The organism is Pseudomonas kilonensis (genome assembly GCF_001269885.1).
Taxonomy (GTDB): domain Bacteria; phylum Pseudomonadota; class Gammaproteobacteria; order Pseudomonadales; family Pseudomonadaceae; genus Aquipseudomonas; species Aquipseudomonas kilonensis.
On sequence record NZ_LHVH01000031.1, the window covers coordinates 98,423 to 121,215 of the forward strand.

At 62.7% G+C, this 22,793-nt stretch carries 18 protein-coding genes; 13 read left to right on the forward strand and 5 right to left on the reverse strand.

Annotation, left to right across the window (positions count from 1 at the left end):
- The first annotated feature begins 2 nt into the window (after positions 1–2).
- The 8 genes from AD662_RS23175 to AD662_RS23210 all read left to right on the forward strand — a co-directional run bounded on the left by AD662_RS23175 (position 3) and on the right by AD662_RS23210 (position 9,423).
- Entirely contained in the window at positions 3–1,454 is a 1,452-nt protein-coding gene (locus AD662_RS23175; RefSeq protein ID WP_018606139.1) for an alginate O-acetyltransferase, read from the forward strand.
- A gap of 23 nt (positions 1,455–1,477) precedes the next feature.
- On the forward strand, positions 1,478–2,602 hold the full coding sequence (locus AD662_RS23180; RefSeq protein ID WP_033062609.1) for a mannuronate-specific alginate lyase: 1,125 nt from the start codon (positions 1,478–1,480) through the stop codon (positions 2,600–2,602).
- Between the two features lie 220 nt (positions 2,603–2,822).
- Positions 2,823–4,388, forward strand: a complete 1,566-nt coding sequence (locus AD662_RS23185) for an MBOAT family O-acyltransferase (RefSeq protein WP_014340044.1) — start codon at positions 2,823–2,825, stop codon at positions 4,386–4,388.
- Positions 4,389–4,399: 11 nt separating this feature from the next.
- Positions 4,400–5,575: an alginate O-acetyltransferase gene (locus AD662_RS23190; protein ID WP_018606134.1), complete on the forward strand. Its 1,176-nt coding sequence runs from the start codon at positions 4,400–4,402 to the stop codon at positions 5,573–5,575.
- 14 nt (positions 5,576–5,589) lie between these two features.
- Entirely contained in the window at positions 5,590–6,255 is a 666-nt protein-coding gene (locus AD662_RS23195) for an alginate O-acetyltransferase AlgF (protein WP_018606132.1), read from the forward strand.
- A gap of 218 nt (positions 6,256–6,473) precedes the next feature.
- A complete protein-coding gene (locus tag AD662_RS23200) occupies positions 6,474–7,925 on the forward strand; it encodes a mannose-1-phosphate guanylyltransferase/mannose-6-phosphate isomerase (protein WP_018606130.1) in 1,452 nt (483 codons plus the stop codon).
- A gap of 172 nt (positions 7,926–8,097) precedes the next feature.
- Positions 8,098–8,562, forward strand: coding sequence for a hypothetical protein (locus AD662_RS23205; RefSeq protein WP_018606128.1), 465 nt, complete (start codon positions 8,098–8,100; stop codon positions 8,560–8,562).
- A 36-nt stretch (positions 8,563–8,598) separates the two neighbouring features.
- Positions 8,599–9,423: an SDR family oxidoreductase gene (locus tag AD662_RS23210; protein ID WP_053189808.1), complete on the forward strand. Its 825-nt coding sequence runs from the start codon at positions 8,599–8,601 to the stop codon at positions 9,421–9,423.
- 194 nt (positions 9,424–9,617) lie between these two features.
- Here the strand turns inward: AD662_RS23210 and AD662_RS23215 are convergent, their stop codons facing one another.
- From AD662_RS23215 to AD662_RS23230, 4 genes are read right to left on the reverse strand one after another with little or no spacing between them, the layout of a single operon-like run.
- Positions 9,618–10,481 carry an efflux RND transporter periplasmic adaptor subunit gene (locus AD662_RS23215; RefSeq protein WP_053181705.1) on the reverse strand — a complete coding sequence of 288 codons (864 nt, stop codon included), beginning with the start codon at positions 10,479–10,481 and terminating at the stop codon, positions 9,618–9,620.
- A gap of 10 nt (positions 10,482–10,491) precedes the next feature.
- Entirely contained in the window at positions 10,492–10,692 is a 201-nt protein-coding gene (locus AD662_RS23220) for a DUF1656 domain-containing protein (protein WP_003205331.1), read from the reverse strand.
- On the reverse strand, positions 10,682–12,886 hold the full coding sequence (locus AD662_RS23225; protein WP_053189809.1) for an FUSC family protein: 2,205 nt from the start codon (positions 12,884–12,886) through the stop codon (positions 10,682–10,684). The genes AD662_RS23220 and AD662_RS23225 overlap by 11 nt, the downstream gene beginning before the upstream one ends.
- Positions 12,883–14,496 carry an efflux transporter outer membrane subunit gene (locus tag AD662_RS23230; protein WP_074849466.1) on the reverse strand — a complete coding sequence of 538 codons (1,614 nt, stop codon included), beginning with the start codon at positions 14,494–14,496 and terminating at the stop codon, positions 12,883–12,885. The genes AD662_RS23225 and AD662_RS23230 overlap by 4 nt, the downstream gene beginning before the upstream one ends.
- A 348-nt stretch (positions 14,497–14,844) precedes the next feature.
- On the opposite strand from AD662_RS23230, the gene AD662_RS23235 reads away from it, so the two are divergent.
- Positions 14,845–15,813 (forward strand): LysR family transcriptional regulator, encoded by a 969-nt coding sequence (locus tag AD662_RS23235; RefSeq protein ID WP_003205334.1) that lies wholly within the window; start codon positions 14,845–14,847, stop codon positions 15,811–15,813.
- 27 nt (positions 15,814–15,840) lie between these two features.
- Here AD662_RS23235 and AD662_RS23240 read toward each other — a convergent pair whose 3' ends face one another.
- Complete coding sequence (locus AD662_RS23240; protein WP_018606117.1) at positions 15,841–16,098, reverse strand: hypothetical protein; 258 nt, start codon at positions 16,096–16,098, stop codon at positions 15,841–15,843.
- 236 nt (positions 16,099–16,334) lie between these two features.
- Here AD662_RS23240 and AD662_RS23245 point away from each other — a divergent pair, with 236 nt between their 5' ends.
- From AD662_RS23245 to AD662_RS23260, 4 genes are read left to right on the forward strand one after another with little or no spacing between them, the layout of a single operon-like run.
- Positions 16,335–17,492, forward strand: a complete 1,158-nt coding sequence (locus tag AD662_RS23245; RefSeq protein WP_053189811.1) for an efflux RND transporter periplasmic adaptor subunit — start codon at positions 16,335–16,337, stop codon at positions 17,490–17,492.
- On the forward strand, positions 17,489–20,605 hold the full coding sequence (locus AD662_RS23250; protein ID WP_018606113.1) for a multidrug efflux RND transporter permease subunit: 3,117 nt from the start codon (positions 17,489–17,491) through the stop codon (positions 20,603–20,605). The genes AD662_RS23245 and AD662_RS23250 overlap by 4 nt, the downstream gene beginning before the upstream one ends.
- Positions 20,606–20,614: 9 nt before the next feature.
- Positions 20,615–21,298 carry a heavy metal response regulator transcription factor gene (locus AD662_RS23255; protein WP_018606111.1) on the forward strand — a complete coding sequence of 228 codons (684 nt, stop codon included), beginning with the start codon at positions 20,615–20,617 and terminating at the stop codon, positions 21,296–21,298.
- Positions 21,285–22,652: a heavy metal sensor histidine kinase gene (locus tag AD662_RS23260; protein WP_053189812.1), complete on the forward strand. Its 1,368-nt coding sequence runs from the start codon at positions 21,285–21,287 to the stop codon at positions 22,650–22,652. The genes AD662_RS23255 and AD662_RS23260 overlap by 14 nt, the downstream gene beginning before the upstream one ends.
- The last annotated feature ends 141 nt before the right edge of the window (positions 22,653–22,793 follow it).

Below are 22,793 nucleotides of genomic sequence, written 5' to 3' on the forward strand. Positions count from 1 at the left end.
TTATGAACCCACAGATGATCAAACTCCTGGGCCTGTCCGCCCTGACTGCCGGCATTCTCGCCGCTGCAAGTGGCGCGCGCGCCGATGAAATCAAGGCACCGAGCTTCACCGCCGAACCGTGCTGCAACCTGTGCCCTGCGGCCCATGACGCAAAGAACTACACCTCGCGCTACCAGCAGAACTTCACCACGCTGGTGCAGGCCCAGGGCGACTGGCTGTTCCGGACCCAGGAAGACCTGCGTACCGAATTCAACACCACCCCGGCCGGCTACAAGCGCATGCAGCAGTTGCACGATGCGTTCAAGGCAAAAGGCGTCGAGCTGGTGATCGTCTACCAGCCAACCCGGGGCCTGGTGAACCGCAACAAGCTCAACCCGCAGGAAAAGGCCAGCTTCAACTTTGACAAGGCCCTGACCAACTACAAATCCATGCTCGGTCGTTTCGCCCAGATGGGTTACGTGGTGCCGGACCTGTCGCCGCTGACCAACGAAAACCTGCCCGAAACCCTGCCGGCCCACGATTTCTATTTCCGTGGCGACCAGCACTGGACGCCGTATGGCGCCCAGCGCACGGCCAAGATCGTCGCCGAGAAGGTCAAGCAGATCCCGGCCTTCGCCGACATTCCCAAGCGTGAGTTCGAGACCAAGAAGTCCGGCCGCATGGGCAAGACCGGCACCCTGCACAACATGGCCGGGCAACTGTGCGGCACCAGCTATGCGATCCAGTACATGGACCAGTTCACCACCGAGCCCAAGGGCGAGGCTGGCGACGGCGACCTGTTCAGCGATTCCGGCAACCCGCAGATCACCCTCGTGGGCACCAGTCACAGTGGCAAGAACTACAACTTTGCCGGGTTCCTGGAAGAGTCCATCGGTGCCGACATCCTCAACGTCGCCTTCCCTGGCGGCGGTCTGGAAGGCGCGATGATCCAGTACCTGGGCAGCGAAGAGTTCCAGAAGAGCCCGCCGAAAATCCTCATCTGGGAATTCTCGCCGCTGTATCGCCTGGACCAGGAAACCACCTACCGCCAGATGATGGCGCTGCTGGACAACAACGGTTGCGAAGGCAAGCCGGCGCTCATGAGCAGCAAGACCGCGCTCAAGCCGGGCAAGAACGAATTGATGGTCAATAGCAAGAACATGGATCTGCGTAACGGCAGCCACCAGGTCGACATCCGCTTCGCCGATACCTCGGTGAAAACCTTGCAAGCCACCCTCTGGTACATGAATGGGCGCCACGAGGATATCAAGATCGAAAAACCGGATACCTCCGACACCGACGGACGTTTCGCCTTCCAATTGCGCACCGACGAGGACTGGGCTTCGCAGACCCTGCTGGCCGTTGAAGTCCAGGGCCCTGAAGCCGGTAAAGAACCACAGCAAATCGAAGCGAAAGTCTGCAAACGCAACGCATCTCCGCAAGCCGGGCAACAAACGGCTCAAATCGGACAATGAGGTCTCGTCTCATGACCAGAACCATGCGCACCCGAACGTTGAAAACGCTGCTGGCGCCCTCCCTGCTGACCCTGGCGATGTTCGCCGGGGCCACGCAGGCGGCGGCCCCGCTGCGCCCGCCACAGGGTTACTTCGCACCGATCGAGAAGGTCAAGACCGGCGAAGCCGCCCAAGGTTGCGACGCCACGCCGACGCCCTACACCGGCTCCCTGCAATTTCGCAGCAAGTACGAGGGTTCCGACAAGGCCCGTTCGACCCTGAACGTGCAATCGGAAAAAGCCTTTCGTGACAGCACCGCCGACATCACCAAGATCGAGCGTGGCGTCAGCAAGCAAGTGATGCAATTCATGCGTGACGGCCGTCCCGAACAATTGGAATGCACCCTCAACTGGCTGACCGCGTGGGCCCAGGCCGATGCGCTGATGTCCAAGGACTTCAACCACACCGGCAAGTCCATGCGCAAATGGGCGCTGGGCAGCATGGCGTCGGCCTATGTGCGCCTGAAGTTTTCCGAGTCCCGCCCACTGGCCAATCACCCGGAGCAGGCGCAACTGATCGAAGGCTGGTTCAGCCGGATGGCCGATCAGGTGGTCAGCGACTGGGACAACCTGCCGCTGGACAAGACCAACAACCATTCCTACTGGGCCGCCTGGTCGGTGATGGCCACGTCCGTGGCAACCAACCGCCGCGACCTGTTCGACTGGGCCGTCAAGGAATACAAGGTCGGCGTCAACCAGGTCGATGCCGACGGTTTCCTGCCCAACGAACTCAAGCGCAAGCAACGCGCCCTGTCCTACCACAACTATGCCCTGCCGCCACTGGCGATGATTGCCAGTTTCGCCCAGGTCAACGGTGTGGACCTGCGCCAGGAAAACAACGGCGCCCTCAAGCGACTGGGTGACCGGGTGCTGGCCGGGGTGAAAGACCCGGACATCTTCGAAGAAAAGAACGGCGATGAGCAGGACATGAAAGACCTGAAGGTCGACTCGAAATTCGCCTGGCTCGAACCGTTCTGCAGCCTCTACACCTGCTCCGAGGATGTGCTGGAGCGCAAGCATGAAATGCAACCGTTCAAGACCTTCCGCCTCGGCGGGGATTTGACCCGGGTGTATGACCCTTCGCGGGAGAAAGGCGAAAAAGGAAGCTGATGTCATATCCCTTGCCTGGCAAGGGACCTGTGGGAGCAAGGCTTGCCCGCGATAGCCATGACGCGGGGGCACTGAATGGACCGCGTCATCGTTCATCGCGGGCAAGCCTTGCTCCCACAGTAATCACGGCGACTGAAATGCAATAAAACCCCCCGGTTTTCATGGGGGGGTTTGGGGGGGCTCTGGCCCTTGACTGTTGATTCAACATGGAGAGATCGGGATGGTATTTTCATCCAATGTGTTCCTGTTTCTGTTCTTGCCGATCTTTCTCGGCTTGTACTACTTGAGCGGGCAACGCTATCGCAACCTGCTGCTGCTGATCGCCAGCTATGTGTTCTATGCCTGGTGGCGGGTGGACTTCCTGGCACTGTTCGCCGGCGTCACCCTGTGGAACTACTGGATCGGCCTGAAAGTCGGCGCCGCCGGTGTGCGCACCAAACCGGCCCAGCGCTGGCTGTTGCTCGGCGTGGGCGTGGATTTGGCCATCCTGGGCTATTTCAAGTACGCCAACTTCGGCGTGGACAGCCTCAACGCCATCATCACCGGCTTCGGTCTCAACCCGTTCATCCTGACCCACGTGCTGTTGCCGATCGGGATCTCGTTCTACATCTTCGAGTCCATCAGCTACATCATCGACGTCTATCGCGGTGACACCCCGGCGACCCGCAACCTGATCGACTTCGCCGCGTTCGTGGCCATTTTCCCGCACCTGATCGCCGGCCCCGTGTTGCGTTTCCGCGACCTGGCCGACCAGTTCAACAACCGTACCCACACGCTGGACAAGTTCTCCGAAGGCTGCACCCGCTTCATGCAGGGCTTCATCAAGAAAGTGTTCATCGCCGACACCCTGGCGGTGGTGGCCGACCATTGCTTCGCCTTGCAGAACCCGACCACGGGCGATGCCTGGCTCGGCGCGCTGGCCTACACCGCGCAGCTGTACTTCGACTTCTCCGGCTACAGCGACATGGCCATCGGCCTGGGCCTGATGATGGGTTTCCGTTTCATGGAAAACTTCAAGCAGCCCTACATCAGCCAGTCGATCACCGAGTTCTGGCGCCGCTGGCACATCAGCCTGTCCACCTGGCTGCGCGACTACCTCTACATCACCCTGGGCGGTAACCGCAAAGGCACGCTGATGACCTATCGCAACCTGTTCCTGACCATGCTGCTCGGTGGTCTGTGGCACGGTGCGAACATCACCTACGTGATCTGGGGTGCCTGGCACGGCATGTGGCTGGCCATCGAAAAAGCGGTGGGCATCAACACCACGCCACGCAGCATCAACCCGATCCGCTGGGCGCTGACGTTCCTGCTGGTGGTGATGGGCTGGGTGATTTTCCGGGCCGAGAACCTGCACGTGGCCGGTCGCATGTACGGCGCCATGTTCAGCTTCGGCGACTGGTCGCTGTCGGAACTGACCCGTGCCAACCTCACCGGCCTGCAGATCGCCACGCTGGCGGTGGCCTACGCCACCCTCGCCTTCTTCGGCCTGCGGGACTTCTACACCAACCGTCCGCCAGTCAAGACAAAACCTGAAGTGACCACCGAGGCCGATGGTCCGGCCACTGCACAACCGGGTCTGATCAAAGCCGCGCCGGGCGAAAATCCGACGAATATCCATGAACCTGGCTACACCGTTGGCGTCGAAGCCCAGGTGCAACCGGCCTACTGGACCGTGGACTGGTCACGCTACGTGATGCGCACCCTGGTGCTGCTGCTGTTCATCGCCTCGATTCTCAAACTCTCGGCGCAAAGCTTCTCGCCGTTCCTTTACTTCCAGTTCTGAGGGATCTGAACATGACCCGCTCATTACGCATCTTTTACATCGCACTGTTCATGCTGATCCTGACAGCACTGGGCATGTGGTCGATGCGCAGTTTCTTCGGCTTCAGCACCAACCCCGACGCGACCGTGCTCAACGGGCGCTGGGCCAAGGCCGTGGAAACCCACTACGACGAAGAGTTCCCGATCAAGCGCCTGGGCACCAACATCTGGGCGGCGCTGGACTACAAGCTGTTCAACGAAGGCCGCAAAGGCGTGGTCCTGGGCCGCGACCAGTGGCTGTACAGCGACGAAGAGTTCAACCCGATCGTCAACGAAGAGCTGAACCTGCAAGGCAACTACGCGCTGGTCGAAGGCGTGCGCCAGAAGCTCAAGGAACAAGGCATCACCCTGGTGATGGCGATCCTGCCGGCCAAGGCGCGCTTGTATCCAGAACACATGGGTGAAGTGAAGCCGTCGAGCATTCACGCCAACCTCTACCAGGATTTCCACGCTCGCGTGGCGGCGGACAAGATCATCGCCCCTGACCTGCTCGGCCCGCTGCAACAGGCCAAGCAGAGCGGCCAGCAAGTGTTCCTGCGCACCGACACCCACTGGACCCCGGAAGGTGCCCAGGTCGCGGCCGAGAACCTGGCCAAGGCGATTGCCGAAGGCGCACCGCTCAACGGCGAGCCACAACGCTTCGTCACCGAACCTGCAGAAAAAATCACCCACAAGGGCGACCTGCGTCAGTTCCTGCCCCTGGACCCACTGTTCGAAAACCTGATGCCGGCCCAGGAGCCGCTGGTCAAGCGCAACACCCGCGAAGCCGATGACCAGCCGACCAGCGACGACGCGCTGTTCGCCGACGCCCAGGTGCCCGTGGCCCTGATCGGCACCAGCTACAGCGCCAACCCCAACTGGAACTTCGTCGGTGCACTCAAGCAAGCCCTGCACAGCGACGTCGTCAACTACGCCGAGGACGGCCATGGCCCGATTCTGCCGATGCTCAGCTACCTCAAGAGTGATGCCTTCAAGAACAGCCCGCCACAGGTGCTGATCTGGGAGTTCCCTGAACGTTATCTGCCCGTGAACAACGAAATCGGCGACGCCGACCCACAGTGGGTCGCAGAGCTCAAGCAAGCCGGCGCGCGCCAACAGAACGTAGCCGCCAACACCCCATCCGAGACGCCCGACCGGGCGCAAAACTGAAAGAGAGGTCCACCATGACTTTCAACACTACTCCTCGCCGTCTCGCTGCTCGCTCCTTCAAGGCCGTTGCCCTCGTCGCCAGCATGAGCGCCCTCTCGCTGTCCGCCTTTGCCGGTGATTCGGCCCTGTACGGCCCAGTCGCGCCAAAAGGCTCGAGCTTCGTACGTATCTACAACGCCAGCAACGCCGAAGTCAGCGCCACCGTTGGCAGCACCAACTTGAGCGACGTGGCTCCACTGGCCAGCAGTGACTTCAGCTTCATGCCTGGCGGTGACTACAGCGCCAAGGTCGGCAGCCAGACCGTTCCGGTTAAACTGGCCCCCGATCACTATTACACCCTGGTCAACAACGCCAGTGGCCAGCCTCAGCTGATCGAAGAACCACCGTTCAAGAACAAGCAGAAGTCCCTGGTCCGTGTGCAGAACCTCACTGACAAGGCACTGACCCTCAAGACCGCCGACGGCAAGACCGAAGTGGTGCCGAACGTGGCCGCCAAGGGCCGTGGCGAACGTGAAATCAACCCGGTGAAAGTGACCCTGGCGCTGTTCGAAGGCGACAAGAAAGTCGGCGACCTCAAGCCCGTGGCCCTGGAGCGCGGCGAAGCGGCCGTGCTGTACGTCACCGGTTCAGGCAGCAGCCTGTCGCCAGTGTGGGTAAAACGCCCGGCGTCGACCCGCTGATGAATTCACCTGATTGACGCTGTACCCCTGTGGGAGCGGGCTTGCTCGCGAATACGGTCTCACATTCAACATTGATGTTGGCTGAAGCACCACTTTCGCGAGCAAGCCCGCTCCCACCCTGAATCGGGGGTGTCAGTCGGGTACGGAACAAGAACAAGAGAGTGAAACGACAGAACGCAGTAGCTCTAACAACCATTTCGCTTCAAGGAGTAACAAACATGATTCCGGTGATCTTGTCAGGTGGTAGTGGCTCACGTCTTTGGCCGCTTTCGCGCAAGCAATTCCCTAAACAGTTCCTGGCCCTGACCGGTGAACACACCCTGTTCCAACAGACCCTCGAGCGCCTGGTGTTCGAAGGCATGGACACACCGATCGTGGTCTGCAACAAAGACCACCGTTTCATCGTCAACGAGCAGTTGAGCAACCGTAAGCTCGAAGTCCAGCGCATCCTGATGGAGCCGTTCGGGCGCAACACCGCACCGGCCGTGGCGCTGACCGCGATGATGCTGGTCAACGAAGGCCGCGACGAGCTGATGCTGGTGCTGCCGGCCGACCACGTGATCGATGACCAAAAAGCCCTGCAACGCGCCCTGGCCCTGGCCACCGTGGCCGCCGAGCGTGGCGAAATGGTGCTGTTCGGTGTACCGGCGACCAAACCGGAAACCGGCTACGGCTACATCAAATCGACCAACGACGCGCTGCTGCCTGAAGGCGTGAGCCGCGTTTCGCACTTCGTCGAAAAACCCGACGTCAAGCGTGCCACCGAGTTCGTCGAGGCCGGCGGTTACTTCTGGAACAGCGGCATGTTCCTGTTCCGCGCCAGCCGCTTCCTCGAAGAGCTGAAAAAGCACGATCCGGACATCTACGACACTTGCCTGCTGACCCTGGAGCGCAGTGAGCAGACGGCCGACACCATCACCTTCGACGAAGCCACCTTCGCCTGCTGCCCAGACAACTCCATCGACTACGCCGTGATGGAAAAGACCCAGCGTGCCTGCGTCGTACCGCTGTCGGCCGGCTGGAGCGATGTCGGCTGCTGGGCGTCGCTGTGGGAAGTCAATGCCAAGGACGCCAACGGCAACGTCACCAAAGGCGACGTGGTCATCCAGGACAGCCGCAACTGCATGATCCACGGCAACGGCAAACTGGTGTCGGTGATCGGCCTGGAAAACATCGTGGTGGTCGAAACCAAGGACGCCATGATGATCGCCCACAAGGACAAGGTCCAAGGCGTCAAGCAGATGGTCAACACCCTCAACGCCCAGGGCCGCACCGAGACCCAGAACCACTGCGAAGTCTATCGTCCGTGGGGCTCCTATGACTCGGTGGACATGGGCGGTCGTTTCCAGGTCAAGCACATCTCGGTCAAGCCGGGCGCGTGCCTGTCGTTGCAGATGCACCACCACCGCGCCGAACACTGGATCGTGGTCAGCGGCACCGCCGAAGTGACCTGCGACGAGAACGTGTTCCTGCTCTGCGAAAACCAGTCGACCTACATCCCGATCGCGTCGGTCCACCGCCTGCGCAACCCGGGCAAGATCCCACTGGAAATCATCGAAGTGCAGTCCGGCAGCTACCTGGGCGAAGACGACATCGAGCGTTTCGAGGACATCTACGGTCGCTCCACTCCGATCGAACGCGGCGTCTCGGTGAAGACCATCGCGCAGTAACAACTAGCAACGATCAGCCGTTCAAGAAGCCCCCATCCAGCCCACTGCGTCCCCTATCCGCAGTGGGTTGGGTGGGGGCTTTTTTTCGGCGTGTGCGACAGGCCGACATCATCGCTTCAACATTGCCCGTCGCCTTCGGTAGGATGTGCCTACGGTAACGGAGGCTTCCACCATGCTTATCGGCGTCTTGCTGGTCATCACCTGGCTCATTTTGCTCTTGCGCTACCCAGCGAAGGCCTTGCCAGTCTCCCTGGCAGCATTCATCGGGCTGGGCCTGGTCGCCGCGTGGGTACTCTGGCAGGAGAACCGCGAGACCCGGCAATTGGAGCGCCTGGAACTGCGCATCAGCTATGCCCCCGGACAATGCCCCGCCGACCGGCCGCTGTCACTGACCCTAAAAAACACCAATGACGTGCCGCTGATCGAACTGCAGTGGCGGGTCGCGGCTTATGCGCCTGGGGACACCATCAACCTCGCCGACAGCCCCTACAACGCACCGCGCTATCGTGGTCCCGGCGAATTGCAGGCCGGCGCCGAGTGGCAAGACTGCCTGCCCCTGCCGCCCCTACGCCCGGGTTATCGCCCGCAAACCCTGGAGTTTCGCGCCGAGCGATTGCACGGTAGCTTTTCCAACTGACTGCCCTCCCCCACTTTTTTGCACAAGGAATGCGCCATGCCTGTCGCGTTGATTACCGGATGTTCCAGCGGCATCGGCCGCGCCCTCGCCGACGCCTTCAAGGCGGCGGGTTATCAGGTCTGGGCCACGGCGCGCAAGGCTGAGGACGTGGCGACGCTCAGCGCTGCCGGATTCACCGCCGTGCAGCTGGACGTCAACGATGGCCAGGCCCTGGAACAACTGAATGAGCGGATCAACCAGCAGCAGGGTGGCCTGGATGTGCTGATTAACAACGCCGGGTATGGCGCCATGGGGCCGCTGCTGGACGGCGGCGTGCCGGCCATGCAACGTCAATTCGAAACCAACGTGTTCGCCATCGTCGGGGTCACCCGAGCGCTGTTCCCGGTATTGCGTAAGGCCAAAGGGCTGGTGGTGAACATCGGCAGCGTGTCCGGGGTACTGGTCACGCCATTTGCCGGCGCCTACTGCGCCTCGAAGGCGGCGGTGCATGCCTTGAGCGATGCCTTGCGCATGGAACTGGCGCCGTTCGACATCCGCGTGATGGAGGTCCAGCCCGGCGCCATTGCCTCCAGCTTCGCCAAGAATGCCGGTCATGAAGCCGAACAATTGATCAGCGAACAGTCGCCCTGGTGGCCCCTGCGCGATGGTATCCGCGCCCGGGCCAAGGCCTCCCAGGACAACCCGACCCCGGCCCACGAGTTCGCCGCCGGCCTGCTCAAGGCAGCACAACAACCCAAGCCCCCCCGCCTGCTGCGCCTGGGCAACGGCAGCCGATCACTGCCCTTGATGGCCGGCTGGCTGCCCAAGGGGTTGCTGGAGAAAGGCTTGATGAAGCGGTTTGGGTTGGGTGGGTCGCTGTAATAATCGCGAATTTGGCTTTTTTGCTGTTGTGGCGAGAATTCTGGGGGCAATCGGAATAAATGTGGGAGCGGGCTTGCTCGCGAAGACGCCGGCACAGTCAATATCAGTGCAAACTGAACCACCGCTTTCGCGAGCAAGCCCGCTCCCACAGGGATCTGTGGTGTGTATCAAATCTCACAATCCCCACGGGGGGCTCAGCGCTCGGCGTGGGGTTCTACCACCACCGTGCAAGTCATCCCCGCCGCCAGCAGCACCCCGTCGGGCACTTCGTCGAGATGAATGCGCACCGGCACCCGCTGGGCCAGGCGAACCCAGTTGAAGGTCGGGTTCACGTCGGCGATCAGCTCGCGGCTTTGCGGGTTATCCCGGTCGTAGATGCCACGGGAGATACTTTCCACATGCCCCTTGAGCCTCTCGCCGCTCATCAACTGCAACTGCGCTGAATCGCCGACCCGCACCTTGGGCAATTTGGTCTCTTCGAAGAAGCCATAGACCCAGAACGAATTCATGTCCACCACGGCCATCTTCGCCTCACCGATGCGTGCGTAGTCGCCACGGTGCACGTTGAGGTTGGTGACGTAGCCATCCACCGCCGCGCGAACTTCGGTGCGTGACAGGTTCAGCTCCGCCGCTTCCAATTGCGCTTGGGCCTGCTGGTAATCGGCCAGGGCCGAGTCGGCGATGTTGCTGGCGTCGTCGCGGTTTTCCCGGGAGATCACCAGGCTGTCCAGATCGGCACGCCGATGGGCGTTGACCTTGCGCATCTCCCAAGTGGCCTTGCGCGACGCCACCAGGGAGCGAGCCTGCTTCACGGCGATGCGGTAATGCTCAGGATCGATGCGCATCAACAGGTCGCCCTTTTTCACCGATTGGTTGTCGCGCACCGGCACATCAACTACCTCGCCGCTGACATCGGCGGCCACGTTGATGATGTCGGCCCGCACCCGGCCATCGCGGGTCCAGGGGGTGTTCATGTAATGGACCCACAGCGTGCGGCCGATCCACAGCGCCAGGGCCAGAACCAACAGCGTCGCCAGCAGGCTGAAAAACTTTTTCATCGCATTGTTCTCAACGGTAGACCGTCAGCGCCAGTGCGCCGAACAGACAGGTAAACAGACTCAGGCGCAGCAGCGCCGGGTGCCAGAAGAAGCGGTACAGGTCCAGCCCCGACAGGAAGCGGTCCAAGGCCCAGGCCAGGCCGGCGGCGATGAAAAACATCAAGGTCATGGTGGGCATGTACACACCATGGAAGGCGATCTCACGGGGCATGTTCAGGTTCCTGGAGCAACGGTGTGGCATGCGGTATGACATAGCCGGCCAAAGGCGATTGCGGGTCGAGCAACGAGGTGCGGATGAAATGCAGGTAGCTTTTCACGCGGCGCAGCGCCGAGGTGTCGAAATGCGGGGCGAAGGGTTCGTCGGTGGCCTGCACGCGGCCGATGGCATGATCCACCGCCACCAAGGCACGCTCCAGATTGCTCTGGCTCGGTTGGCGGAACAGCCGCACCAGCGCCCGCCCCATCACCCGGATCGCCTGGCGCCACGGTTGGCTTTCGGCATACGCCGGATGCACCGGCAAAATCGCCTGTTCCTTGCGCAGCTCGATAATCGCGTGGCCGACCTCCAGCACCACGAACATCCAGCGCAGCAAGTCCCGTTGCACCCGAGGCTGCCCCGCCGCCAACCCGTAGGCCTGATGCAGCAAGTCGCGGGTACCACTTTCGAAGCTCGACGCCAGGCCCTTGAGCTTGCCGCTGATGGCAAACACCACTTGCTCGCGCAAATCCTGTTCGAGCCGGCACCACAACCAGCGACTGTTGGGCGGCAGAATGATTGCCCCGGCCGCGGCACACACCAGCATGCCGAGGATCATCGCGAGGTAATCGTTGATGAAGGCGTAGGGGTTGTAGACCGTCAGGTTGTCCGGCACCGAACCGCTGCTGAAAAAGATCAGCAGCCCCAGCCCGACCCCGGCGTATTTCGGTCGCGAGCTGAGGAACGAGCCGAGCATGATCACCGGCGCCAGCATCACACAAAGCAAAGGGAAGCCGTCGATCAACGGGAAGATGAAGAACATCTCGACAAAGCCGATCAACGCCCCGAACAACGTGCCGCAGGCCATCTGAAAAGCCATGCGCTTGGGGTTCGGCGTCGCGGCCGACAAGCCCACGGTGGCGGCGGCGATCATCGTCATGGTCGCGCCGCTCGGCCAGGCCGTGGCGACCCAATAACTCCCCAGCAGCAACAGGATGAAGGCGGCGCGAACACCCGATGCCGTGGCGGCCAGCCAGTTGGTCTGCGGCACGAACGGTTCGTCCCAGCGTTCACGTTCGTGGCGATGATCGGCCAGGGAGGCGTGGGTCAGGGCATAGCCGTGCAAGTCGTCGACGAAGCGATAAAGCAGCTCGTAGGCGGTATGAAAATCCAGTTGCTGCCCATCACTGGGCGCCGTTTCCTGGAACAACGCCCGCAGCCTTCGCACCTGGGCCGGCAGCTCGGCCTTGTACTCGGCCAGCGCCGCCGCCAGACGGGCCGCGTCGGCGTCGGTCAGGGCGCGGCCACTGAAACCGTCGAGCAGTTCGGCCAACGTTTGCAAACCTGGCTTGATGGCGTTGACCACGTGATCCACCGCGCTGCTGCGCAAGCGCTCCAGCAATTGGTGCAAAGCGTTGAAGCGGGTGGTGATGCCCATGAATTCGCTGTTCAAGCGACTGAGCCGGCCGTTGCGCCGACGCATGTGCGGGTCTTCGAACACGGTCACGCTGCGCAGGCTTTCCAGGCCCACGGCCTCGGCGATGAAGCCCACGTTGCGCGCTTCGAAAGTCTCCCGCTGGCTGCGCCCACGCAGGCCATCGGTGACAAACAGGGCAAATACCCCGAAGCGCTGGTACAAGGCATTGCGCATGGCGGCACTGGCGGTTTGCGGCAGGATCGCGGCGCTGACCAGGGTGGCGCAGAGGATCCCCAGGGAAATCTCCAGCACCCGCCAGACCGCCGCCATGAACGCGTCTTCCGGATGGGCCAGGGCCGGCAGGCCGATCATCGCCGCGGTGTAGCCGGCCAGCACAAAACCATAGGCCCGGAAGTTGCGATAACGCGCCGCCCCTGCCGAACAGAGGCCAACCCAGACCGCCAGGCAAGCGAGGAACGGCTCGGTGTTCTGGGCAAACAAGGCGATCAGCGCCACCATCACCGCCGAGCCGGCCAGGGTGCCGAGGAAGCGGTAGAAACTCTTGGCGAACACCTGGCCGCTCTGGGGCTGCATGACGATGAACACGGTGATCATGGCCGTGCGCGGTTGCGGCAACTCCAGGCGCATCGCCAGCCACAAGGTCACGAACGCGGCAAACAGGACCTTGAAGATATAGACCCAGGTCACCCCGTCGCTGCGGGCCCAGTCGAAGAAACCACGACGCCATTCAAGACGATGAAGTCGGCGCACGGGGGCAAACAACGACTTCACAGCGGAGCTACCCCGCATCGTGGCGAGGGAGCTTGCTGTGGGAGCAAAGCTTGCTCGCGACCCAGGCGACTCGATTTTATGGAAGACCACATTGCCTTCGTCGCGGGCAAGCCTTGCTCCCACAGCAAGCTCCCTCGCCACGGAGCATCGCTCGCAACAGGCACATCACGGCCGGCCTCAAGCCCGCCACCCAGCGCGGTCACCAGGTCGGCATGGGCACTCAAGCGCGCCGCCTGCACTTGCTGTTGCACCTGTTGCTGCTTGAACAACAGGCTTTGGGCGTTGAGCACGTTGAGGTAATCGGTGAGCCCGCGCTGGAACGCTACCATCGCGATGTCGTAGGTGCGCTGGGCAGCGGCCACCGATTCGGCGGCGAAGACCTGCTGCTTGTCCATGGACTGGCGACGGATCAACTGATCGGAAATGCCCTTGAGAGCGTTCACCAATGTCTGGTTGTAGTGCGCCACAGCGATGTCATAACCGGCCGCCGCCTCGCCCAACTGTGAACGCAAGCGCCCGCCGTCGAAGATCGGCAACGTGATCGCCGGCCCGACGTTGTAGGTGAGCTTCTTGCCCGTCAAGAACGCCAGCGCCCCACCGCCGGTGGCCATGTAGCCGAGGCTACCCACCAGGTCGACGTTGGGATAAAACCCGGCCCGGGCCACATCGATGCCCCGGGCCTGGGCCGCCACTTGCCAACGCCCGGCCACCACATCCGGACGCTGGCCGAGCAGTTCGGCGGGCAAGGCCGACGGCAACTTCAGGGGCGCACCGAGGGCCAGGGTCGGACGTTGCAATTGCGCACCTGCTCCCGGTCCCTTGCCCGCCAGCGCCGCCAACTGATTGCGGCTCAAGGCGATGGCTTCGTCCAGGGCGTCGAGTTGGCGATGAGTCTCGGGCAGTGGGGCCTGGGCCTGACTGACGTCGAAATGGGTGCCGATGCCGCCGTCCAGGCGCTTCTGCGCAAGGTCGAGAATCTGCGCTTGTTGATGGAGGGTGGCGACGACGATATCGCGCTGGGCGTAGTGCAGTGAAAACTGGATGTAGGCGCGCACGATGTTGCTCTGCAGTTCCAGTTGCGCCTGGCGCGCCTGCGCGACACTGGCATGGGCCAGGTCAACCGCCCGTTCGCTGGCATTGCGCTCGCGGCCCCACAGGTCCAGGGCGTAGCTCAAGCCCAGGGCGGCATTGTTGTCCCAGGTCGTGGTGTCGGCCAACTCGCCCGGGCCATAGAACTGATCGGTGGGCCAGTTATGGCGCTTGAGGGTCGCCTGGCCATTGATCTGCAGCGACTCGGCGGCCTCGGCAACACCGGCCATGGCCTTGGCCTGACGTACCCGCGCAGCGGCCATGGCCAGGCTCGGGCTGTCCTGCACGGCCAGGTCGACCCAGCGATCCAGCTGCCGATCGCCATAGGCTTGCCACCACTGGCGAGTGGGCCAGTGGGCGTCACGAGCGGCCTCGCGGATGGCGGCATCGTTCGCCAATTGGTTGGCCGGCAATACCTGGCTTTGCGGCCCAATCCCGCCTGTCCCGATGCAACCGCTGATGGTTAATGTCAGAACCCAAACACTGAGAGTCTTCAGCTCTCTGCTGATGCAACGCGGCACTTGCGCAAAATTCCTGAGATGGAGCATGACGACGAGGATGGCTGCCTGTTAACGCAAAACCTGTGGGAGCGAGCCTTTGTGGGAGCCAAGCTTGCTCGCGATGAACGATGACGCGGTCCTGCCGTTAAACCGTGTCGTCCCCATCGCGAGCAAGCTTGGCTCCCACAAAGGCTCGCTCCCACAGGAATCAGTGACCCAGGATTGGCGGCAATTCTAGGCATCGCCCTCCCCGGCGATAAGCCGACCTTTCTGTGAATCTTTGTTACCGTTAACGCGATAATCCATTAGTCGGGTCCCGCTGCTCTGTAACTTCGTGTCACAATTTGCCACCTCCCAAGAGAGCCCTCCATGGACACCTTGCAAAACATGCGCGCGTTCAGTTGTGTTGCCGAAGCTGGCAGTTTCACCGCCGCCGCCGCGCAACTGGACACCACGACGGCCAACATCTCGCGCGCAGTTTCCAACCTGGAAGCCCATCTGCAAACCCGCCTGCTCAACCGCACCACTCGCCGCATCGCCCTGACCGAGGCGGGTAAACGCTACTTGTTGCGTTGCGAGCAGATCCTGGCTTATGTCGAAGAAGCGGAAGCCGAGGCCAGCGACGCCCACGCGCGACCGGCCGGGCAGTTGAAGGTCCATACGATGACCGGCATCGGCCAGCATTTCGTGATCGACGCCATCGCCCGTTACCGCAAGACCCATCCGGATGTGACCTTCGACCTGACCCTGGCCAACCGCGTGCCGGACATCCTCGACGAGGGCTACGACGTCTCCATCGTGCTCGCCAGCGAGTTGCCGGATTCGGGCTTCGTCTCCCAGCGCCTGGGGATCACCTACAGCATCGTCTGCGCATCGCCCGCCTACGTGAAAGCCAGCGGCTGCCCGCAAAAACCCGGCGACCTGCTCAACCACGCCTGCCTGCGCCTGGTCAGTCCGGTCATTCCGCTGGAAAAATGGGTGTTCGACGGCCCGGAAGGCCAGGAGATGGTCACCATCAACAGCTCACCGTTCCTGGTGAATTCCGCCGACGCGATGAAAACCGCAATCACCAGCGGCATGGGCGTGGGGGTATTACCGGTGTACGCGGCCATCGAAGGCTTGCGCAACGGCACGTTGGTGCGGGTCATGCCCAACTACCGCTCCCAGGAACTGAACCTCTATGCCATCTACCCGTCGCGCCAATACCTGGATGCGAAGATCAAGACCTGGGTCGAGTACCTGCGAGGCTCGTTGCCGGAAATCCTCGCGGCGCACCAGTCTGAGCTGGCGGCTTACGAATTGAGTGGAAGCCTGGCAGGCGCACGGGTCGCGAACTGAAGTCGCCCCCGTGCGTGAAGGATGATGTCAGCGCTTGCCCATCGAACGACGCGTGCCGGGAGGCGCGGCGCCCGGGGTCTTGGTATGGCCATTCTTCGCGCCGTTCTTGTACCACGGCTGCTGGCCGGCGCCCTTGGCCGCAGCCAGTTCACCGGGTTTGAACGGGAATTTGAAGGCAGGAATCGCCGCTTTGGCGTCCTCGGCGCTGGAAACATCGCTGTCGGACAAATCGGCCTGTTCGCCGCCGGGGAGTTCGTCCGCAGGCGAAGGTGTCGGGGAAGTCATGTAAGGCTCCGGGTCATGCATGCAAGTCGGGCCCGAAGGGCGAGCCGCGAAAGGCGGCAGTATACCTGCCCGATATCACAGCGCGCTGGGCAGTTTCATCCGATGCAACCATTCATCTGACAGCAAGCCGGGACAAAACTGACAAGCCTGTCAGTTAGCCGTCACCTTCCTGACCGGCTCGTAACGCTATATAAGAAAGCTCAAACTCCTGTGTCCCGAACCGGCCCTTCATATCCATGCACACCCAGAAGAAAACCGTCCTGCTCGTCGTGCTGTTGGTCGCCCTGGCGGCCCTCGTCCTCTGGTTTGTGCTCAAGCCCGTGACCGCCAAGCCCAGCGCTCCGACTGCCGTTCCGGTACGGACCATCAGCGTGGTGCAAAAGGATGTACCGCGCTTCGCCAGCGGCATCGGCACGGTCCTGTCGCTGCACAGCGTGGTCATCCGGCCGCAGATCGACGGCATCCTCACCCGGTTGCTGGTCAAGGAAGGGCAACGGGTCAAGAAGGGTGACCTGTTGGCGACCATCGACGATCGTTCGATCCGCGCCAGCCTCGACCAGGCCCGGGCCCAGCTCGGCGAGAGCCAGGCACAGTTGGCGGTGGCCCAGGTCAATCTCAAGCGCTACAAATTGCTGAGCGTCGATGACGGCGTATCGAAGCAGACCTATGACCAGCAACAGGCGCTGGTCAACCAGCTCAAGGCCACCACCCAGGGCAACCAGGCGGCCATCGACTCGGCGCAGGTGCAACTGTCCTACACCCAGATCCGCTCCCCGGTGAGCGGTCGCGTCGGCATTCGCAATGTGGATGAAGGCAATTTCCTGCGCACCAGCGACACCGATGGCCTGTTCACCGTGACCCAGATCGACCCGATCGCCGTGGAGTTCTCCCTGCCCCAGCAAATGCTGCCCACCTTGCAACGGTTGATCGCGGCACCCGAGCAAGCCTTGGTCAAGGCCTATATCGGTGCCGATGGCGCTGCCGGAGAACTGCTCGGCGAGGGGCGCCTGAGCCTCATCGACAACCAGATCAACGCCAACACCGGGACCCTGCGGGCCAAGGCTGAATTCAACAACGCCGCGCAACGACTGTGGCCCGGGCAACTGGTGACGCTGAAGATCCAGACCGCCCTCGACAAGGACGCCCTGGTGGTACCTCCCACCGTGGTCCAGCGCGGGCTGGAGCAACACTTCGTGTACCGGATCAAGGGCGACAAGGTCGAGAGCGTGCCGGTGGTCATGGTTTACCAGGACAGCGACCTGCACATCATCAAAGGGGTGAACGCTGGCGATCAACTGGTGAGCGATGGTCAGTCACGGCTCAAGCCAGGCAGCCACATCCAGGTGCTCAGTGATCCGCCCGCCCTGGTCAAGACCGCGGAGCCGCAACCGTGAAAGGCCGCGGCTCGGTTTCAGCGTGGTGCATCGACCACCCCATCGCCACGGTGCTGCTGACGTTTGCCCTGGTACTGCTGGGCGTGATCGCGTTTCCTCGCCTGCCCGTCGCGCCGTTGCCGGAGGCCGAATTCCCGACCATCCAGGTTAACGCGCAGTTGCCTGGGGCCAGTCCCGAAACCATGGCCTCGTCAGTGGCAACGCCACTGGAAGTGCAATTCAGTGCCATTCCCGGCATCACCCAGATGACCTCCAGCAGTGCCTTGGGCTCGACCAACCTGATCCTGCAATTCAGCCTCGATAAAAGCATCGACACCGCCGCCCAGGAAGTGCAGGCGGCGATCAACACTGCCGCCGGCAAACTGCCCAACGACATGCCGAACCTGCCGACCTGGCGCAAGGTCAACCCCGCCGACAGCCCGGTGCTGATCCTCAGCGTCAGTTCCTCCCTGATGCCTGGCACCGAGCTGAGCGACTACGTCGAAACCCTGCTCTCGCGTCAGATCAGCCAGATCGATGGCGTAGGACAAATCTACATCACCGGCCAACAACGTCCGGCGATCCGGGTCCAGGCCTCGGCTGACCGGCTCGCCGCCATCGGTCTGACCCTGGCGGACATCCGCCTGGCGCTCCAGCAGGCCAGCCTCAACCTGGCCAAGGGCGCCCTGTACGGCGCTTCGAGCATTTCCACCCTGTCCACCAACGACCAGTTGTTCCAGCCTGCGGAGTACGGTGAGCTGATCGTGTCCTACCGGGACGGGGCACCGGTACAGCTCAAGGACATCGCCAAGGTCGTCAACGGCTCGGAAAACGCCTACGTCCAGGCCTGGTCCGACAACGAGCCGGGGGTCAACCTGGTGATCTTCCGGCAACCGGGGGCAAACATCGTCGAGACCGTCGACCGCATCCAGGCGGCCCTGCCCACCCTGCAAGCCATGTTGCCCGCCGCCGTTCAGGTCAAGGTCCTGATCGACCGCACCCAGACCATCCGCGCCTCGTTGCATGAAGTGGAAATTACCCTCCTGATCGCGGTGCTGCTGGTGGTCGCGGTGATGGCGCTGTTCCTGCGCCAGCTCTCGGCGACCCTGATTGTCTCGGCGGTGCTGGGGGTGTCGCTGACCGCCAGTTTCGCGCTGATGTACGTGATGGGCTTCAGCCTGAACAACCTGACCCTGGTGGCGATCGTCATCTCGGTGGGGTTCGTGGTGGACGATGCGATTGTGGTGGTGGAGAACATCCACCGCCACCTGGAGGCCGGCGAAAGCATGCGCGAGGCGGCGATCAAGGGCGCTGGCGAAATCGGCTTTACCGTGGTCTCCATCAGCCTCTCGCTGGTGGCGGCGTTCATTCCGCTGCTGTTCATGGGCGGCGTGGTCGGGCGCCTGTTCAAGGAATTTGCCCTGACCGCCACCTCGACCATCCTGATTTCGGTGGTGGTGTCGCTCACGCTGGCGCCGACCCTGGCCGCGCTGTTCATGCGCGCCCCGGTGCATCATGCCCACAGCAAGATGGGGTTCGGCGAGCGTCTGCTGGGCGGGTACGAACACGGCCTGCGTCGGGCCCTGGCCCATCAAAAAATGATGATCGGCGTGTTCGGCCTGACCCTGGCACTGGCGGTGGTGGGCTACGTGTTCATTCCCAAGGGGTTCTTCCCGGTACAGGACACCGGCCTGGTGCTGGGCACCAGCGAAGCCGCCGCCGATGTGTCGTTCCCGGACATGGTCGCCAAGCACAAGGCCCTGGCCGACATCGTCGCCGCCGACCCGGCGGTGCAGACTTTCTCCCACTCCGTCGGTGTCTCGGGCAACAACCAGACCATCGCCAACGGCCGCTTCTGGATCGCCCTCAAGCCTCGTGGCGAGCGTGACGTGTCGGCCAGCGGCTTCATCGACCGGATCCGCCCGCAATTGCTGAAAATCCCCGGCGTGGTGCTGTACCTCAGGGCCGGGCAAGACATCAACCTCAGTTCTGGCCCCAGTCGCGCCCAATATCAATACGTGCTCAAGAGCAACGACGGGCCGAGCCTCAACGCCTGGACGCAAAAACTCACCGACAAGCTGCGTGGCAACCCGGCGTTCCGTGACATCTCCAACGACCTGCAACTGGGCGGCAGCATCACCCACATCAACATCGACCGCAGCGCGGCGGCGCGTTTCGGCCTCACTGCCACCGATGTCGACCAGGCCCTGTACGACGCCTTCGGCCAACGGCAGATCAATGAATTCCAGACCGAGACCAACCAGTACAACGTGATCCTGGAGCTCGACACCGCGCAACGAGGCAAGGCCGAAAGCCTGGCGTATTTCTACCTGCGCTCACCCCTGAGTGGGGAAATGGTGCCGCTCTCGGCCCTGGCCCGCTTCGATGCGCCGAGCAACGGCCCGCTGTCGATTGCCCACGACGGCATGTTCCCGGCCGCCAACCTGTCATTCAACCTGGCGCCCGGCGTGGCCCTGGGGGACGCGGTGCGCCTGCTCGACCAGGCGAAGAACGAAATCGGCATGCCCGCCGCCATTACCGGCAGCTTCCAGGGCGCGGCCCAGGCCTTCCAGAGTTCCCTGGCCAGCCAGCCATGGCTGATCCTCGCCGCACTGGTGGCCGTGTACATCATCCTCGGCGTGCTCTACGAGAGTTTCGTGCACCCGTTGACGATCATCTCCACCCTGCCCTCGGCCGGCCTCGGCGCGCTGATCATGCTCTGGCTGCTGGGCCAGGACTTTTCGATCATGGCGCTGATCGGCCTGGTGCTGCTGATCGGGATCGTCAAGAAGAACGGCATTCTGATGATCGACTTCGCCCTCGACGCCCAGCGCAACAAAGGCCTGGCGCCCCAGGAGGCGATTTTCCAGGCGTGCCTGACACGTTTCCGGCCGATCATGATGACCACCCTGGCCGCCCTGCTCGGCGCCTTGCCGCTGATGCTCGGCTATGGCCCCGGCTCGGAGCTGCGCCAGCCCCTGGGCATCGCGGTGGTGGGCGGCCTGCTGGTGAGCCAGGCGCTGACGCTGTTCACCACACCGGTCATATACTTGTGGCTGGAGCGACTGTTCCATCGGCCCGCCCACCAGCCAGGGTCGGCGCCGACGGCGGCGCTGGCGAGCACAGACCACTGAGGCAGGGCCATGCGCGTTCTGATTATCGAAGACGAAGAAAAAACCGCGGACTACCTGCACCGCGGCCTGACCGAACAGGGCTACACCGTGGACGTGGCGCCGGACGGCATCGAGGGGCTGCACCTGGCCCTGGAAACCGACTATGCGGTGATCGTGCTCGACGTGATGCTGCCGGGCCTGGACGGCTTCGGCGTACTGCGGGCCCTGCGCGCCCGCAAGCAGACCCCGGTGATCATGCTCACCGCCCGGGAACGGGTCGAGGACCGCATCAAGGGCTTGCGCGACGGCGCCGATGACTACCTGGGCAAGCCCTTCTCCTTCCTCGAACTGGTGGCCCGCCTGCAAGCCCTGACCCGTCGTAGCGGCGGCCATGAACCGGTGCAGGTGAGCATCGCCGACCTGTGGATCGACCTGATCAGTCGCAAGGCCACACGGGCCGGCCAGCGCCTGGACCTGACGGCCAAGGAGTTCTCCCTGCTCAGCGTCCTGGCCCGCCGCCAGGGTGAAATCCTCTCGAAAACCGCCATTGCCGAAATGGTCTGGGACATCAACTTCGACAGTGACGCCAACGTGGTGGAAGTGGCAATCAAACGCTTGCGAGCCAAGCTCGACGGGCCGTTCGAACAGAAGTTGCTGCACACCATTCGCGGCATGGGTTATGTGCTGGAGAGTCGCAGTGATGACGCTCCCTAACAGCATCGCCCTGCGCCTGAGCGGCCTGTTTACGCTGGTAGCGGCGTTGGTGTTCCTGTTGATCGGGGGCGCTTTATACCAACAGGTCGCCAAGGGCCTGGGCCTGTTGCCCGAAGCCGAGCTCGATGCCCGCTACAGTGTCCTGGAGTCCACCGTTGGCCGCTACGGCACGCCTGAACACTGGGTGAAGATCAACAACAAGCTGCGGTTGCTCGGTGAAGAAGACAAACGCATCCATTTCTGGATCGTCAGCGACGATCCACGCTTTGAATACGGCGATCCCGATGCGCAGATCCGCACCTTTGCCCAAGGCCCCCTGGGTAAGCGCGACCTGACCTTGCCCCATCGGCACTACCCGGTGAAAGTACTGGTGAGCCAGTTCCCGGCCAAGGACCAGCGTCCGCCGCTGCGCTTCATGATCGGCATCGACACCCAGACCTTCTACCAGACCCAGCATCGCCTGCTGGTGGCGCTGGTGAGCCTGGCGATTGTCGGTGTGCTCCTGGCTTCGTTGCTGGGCTACTGGGTCGCGCGCATCGGCCTCAAGCCGCTGATCAAGCTGTCCGATGAAGCCCGACGCCTGGCCCCGCCCCGCCTGTCCGGGCGCTTGCAGCTGTCGCCCCTGCCGCCGGAGCTGAGCCAGTTTGTCAGTTCCTTCAACGCCACCCTCGACCGGGTCGAACAGGCTTACTCGCGGCTGGAATCGTTCAACGCCGACGTCGCCCATGAATTGCGCTCGCCCCTGACCAACCTGATCGGCCAGACCCAGGTTGCGCTGACCCGTGGGCGCTCGGCCGAACACTACTTCGAAGTGCTGCAATCGAATCTCGAGGAGTTGGAGCGGCTGCGTTCGATCATCAACGACATGCTGTTCCTGGCCAGCGCCGACCAGGGCAGCAAGGCCACCAAGCTGACCAGCACCTCCCTGGCCGGCGAAGTGGCAACCACCCTCGACTACCTGGACTTCATTCTCGAAGACGCCCAGGTCCAGGTCCGCGTCAGCGGCGATGCCCAGGCCAACATCGAGATCGCCCACCTGCGGCGGGCGCTGATCAACCTGCTGAGCAACGCCGTACAGCACACCGCGCCCGGGCAAGTGATCGACGTGCACATCGAAGCCCTTGGCGACCAGATCAGCCTCGCGGTCACCAACCCCGGCGAACCAATTGCCGGCGAGCACCTGCCGCGCCTGTTTGAACGCTTCTATCGCGTCGATGCCTCGCGCAGCAACAGTGGCGCCAACCATGGACTGGGGCTGGCCATCGTCAAGGCAATCGCGCTGATGCATGGCGGGGACGTATTCGTGCGCAGTGACCAGGGCGCCAACACGTTCGGGATCCGCTTACCCGCCTGAGGCCTCCACAAGGTTCGATCTTTTCCAGCATTGAATGCTGGGTGAAAGCCAACTCGATCAAAATCGACAGATCGCAGCCTTCGGCACCTCCTACCCGGTTATTGCGCAAACACTGATTGCCCGCCTTCACCGATCCAAGCA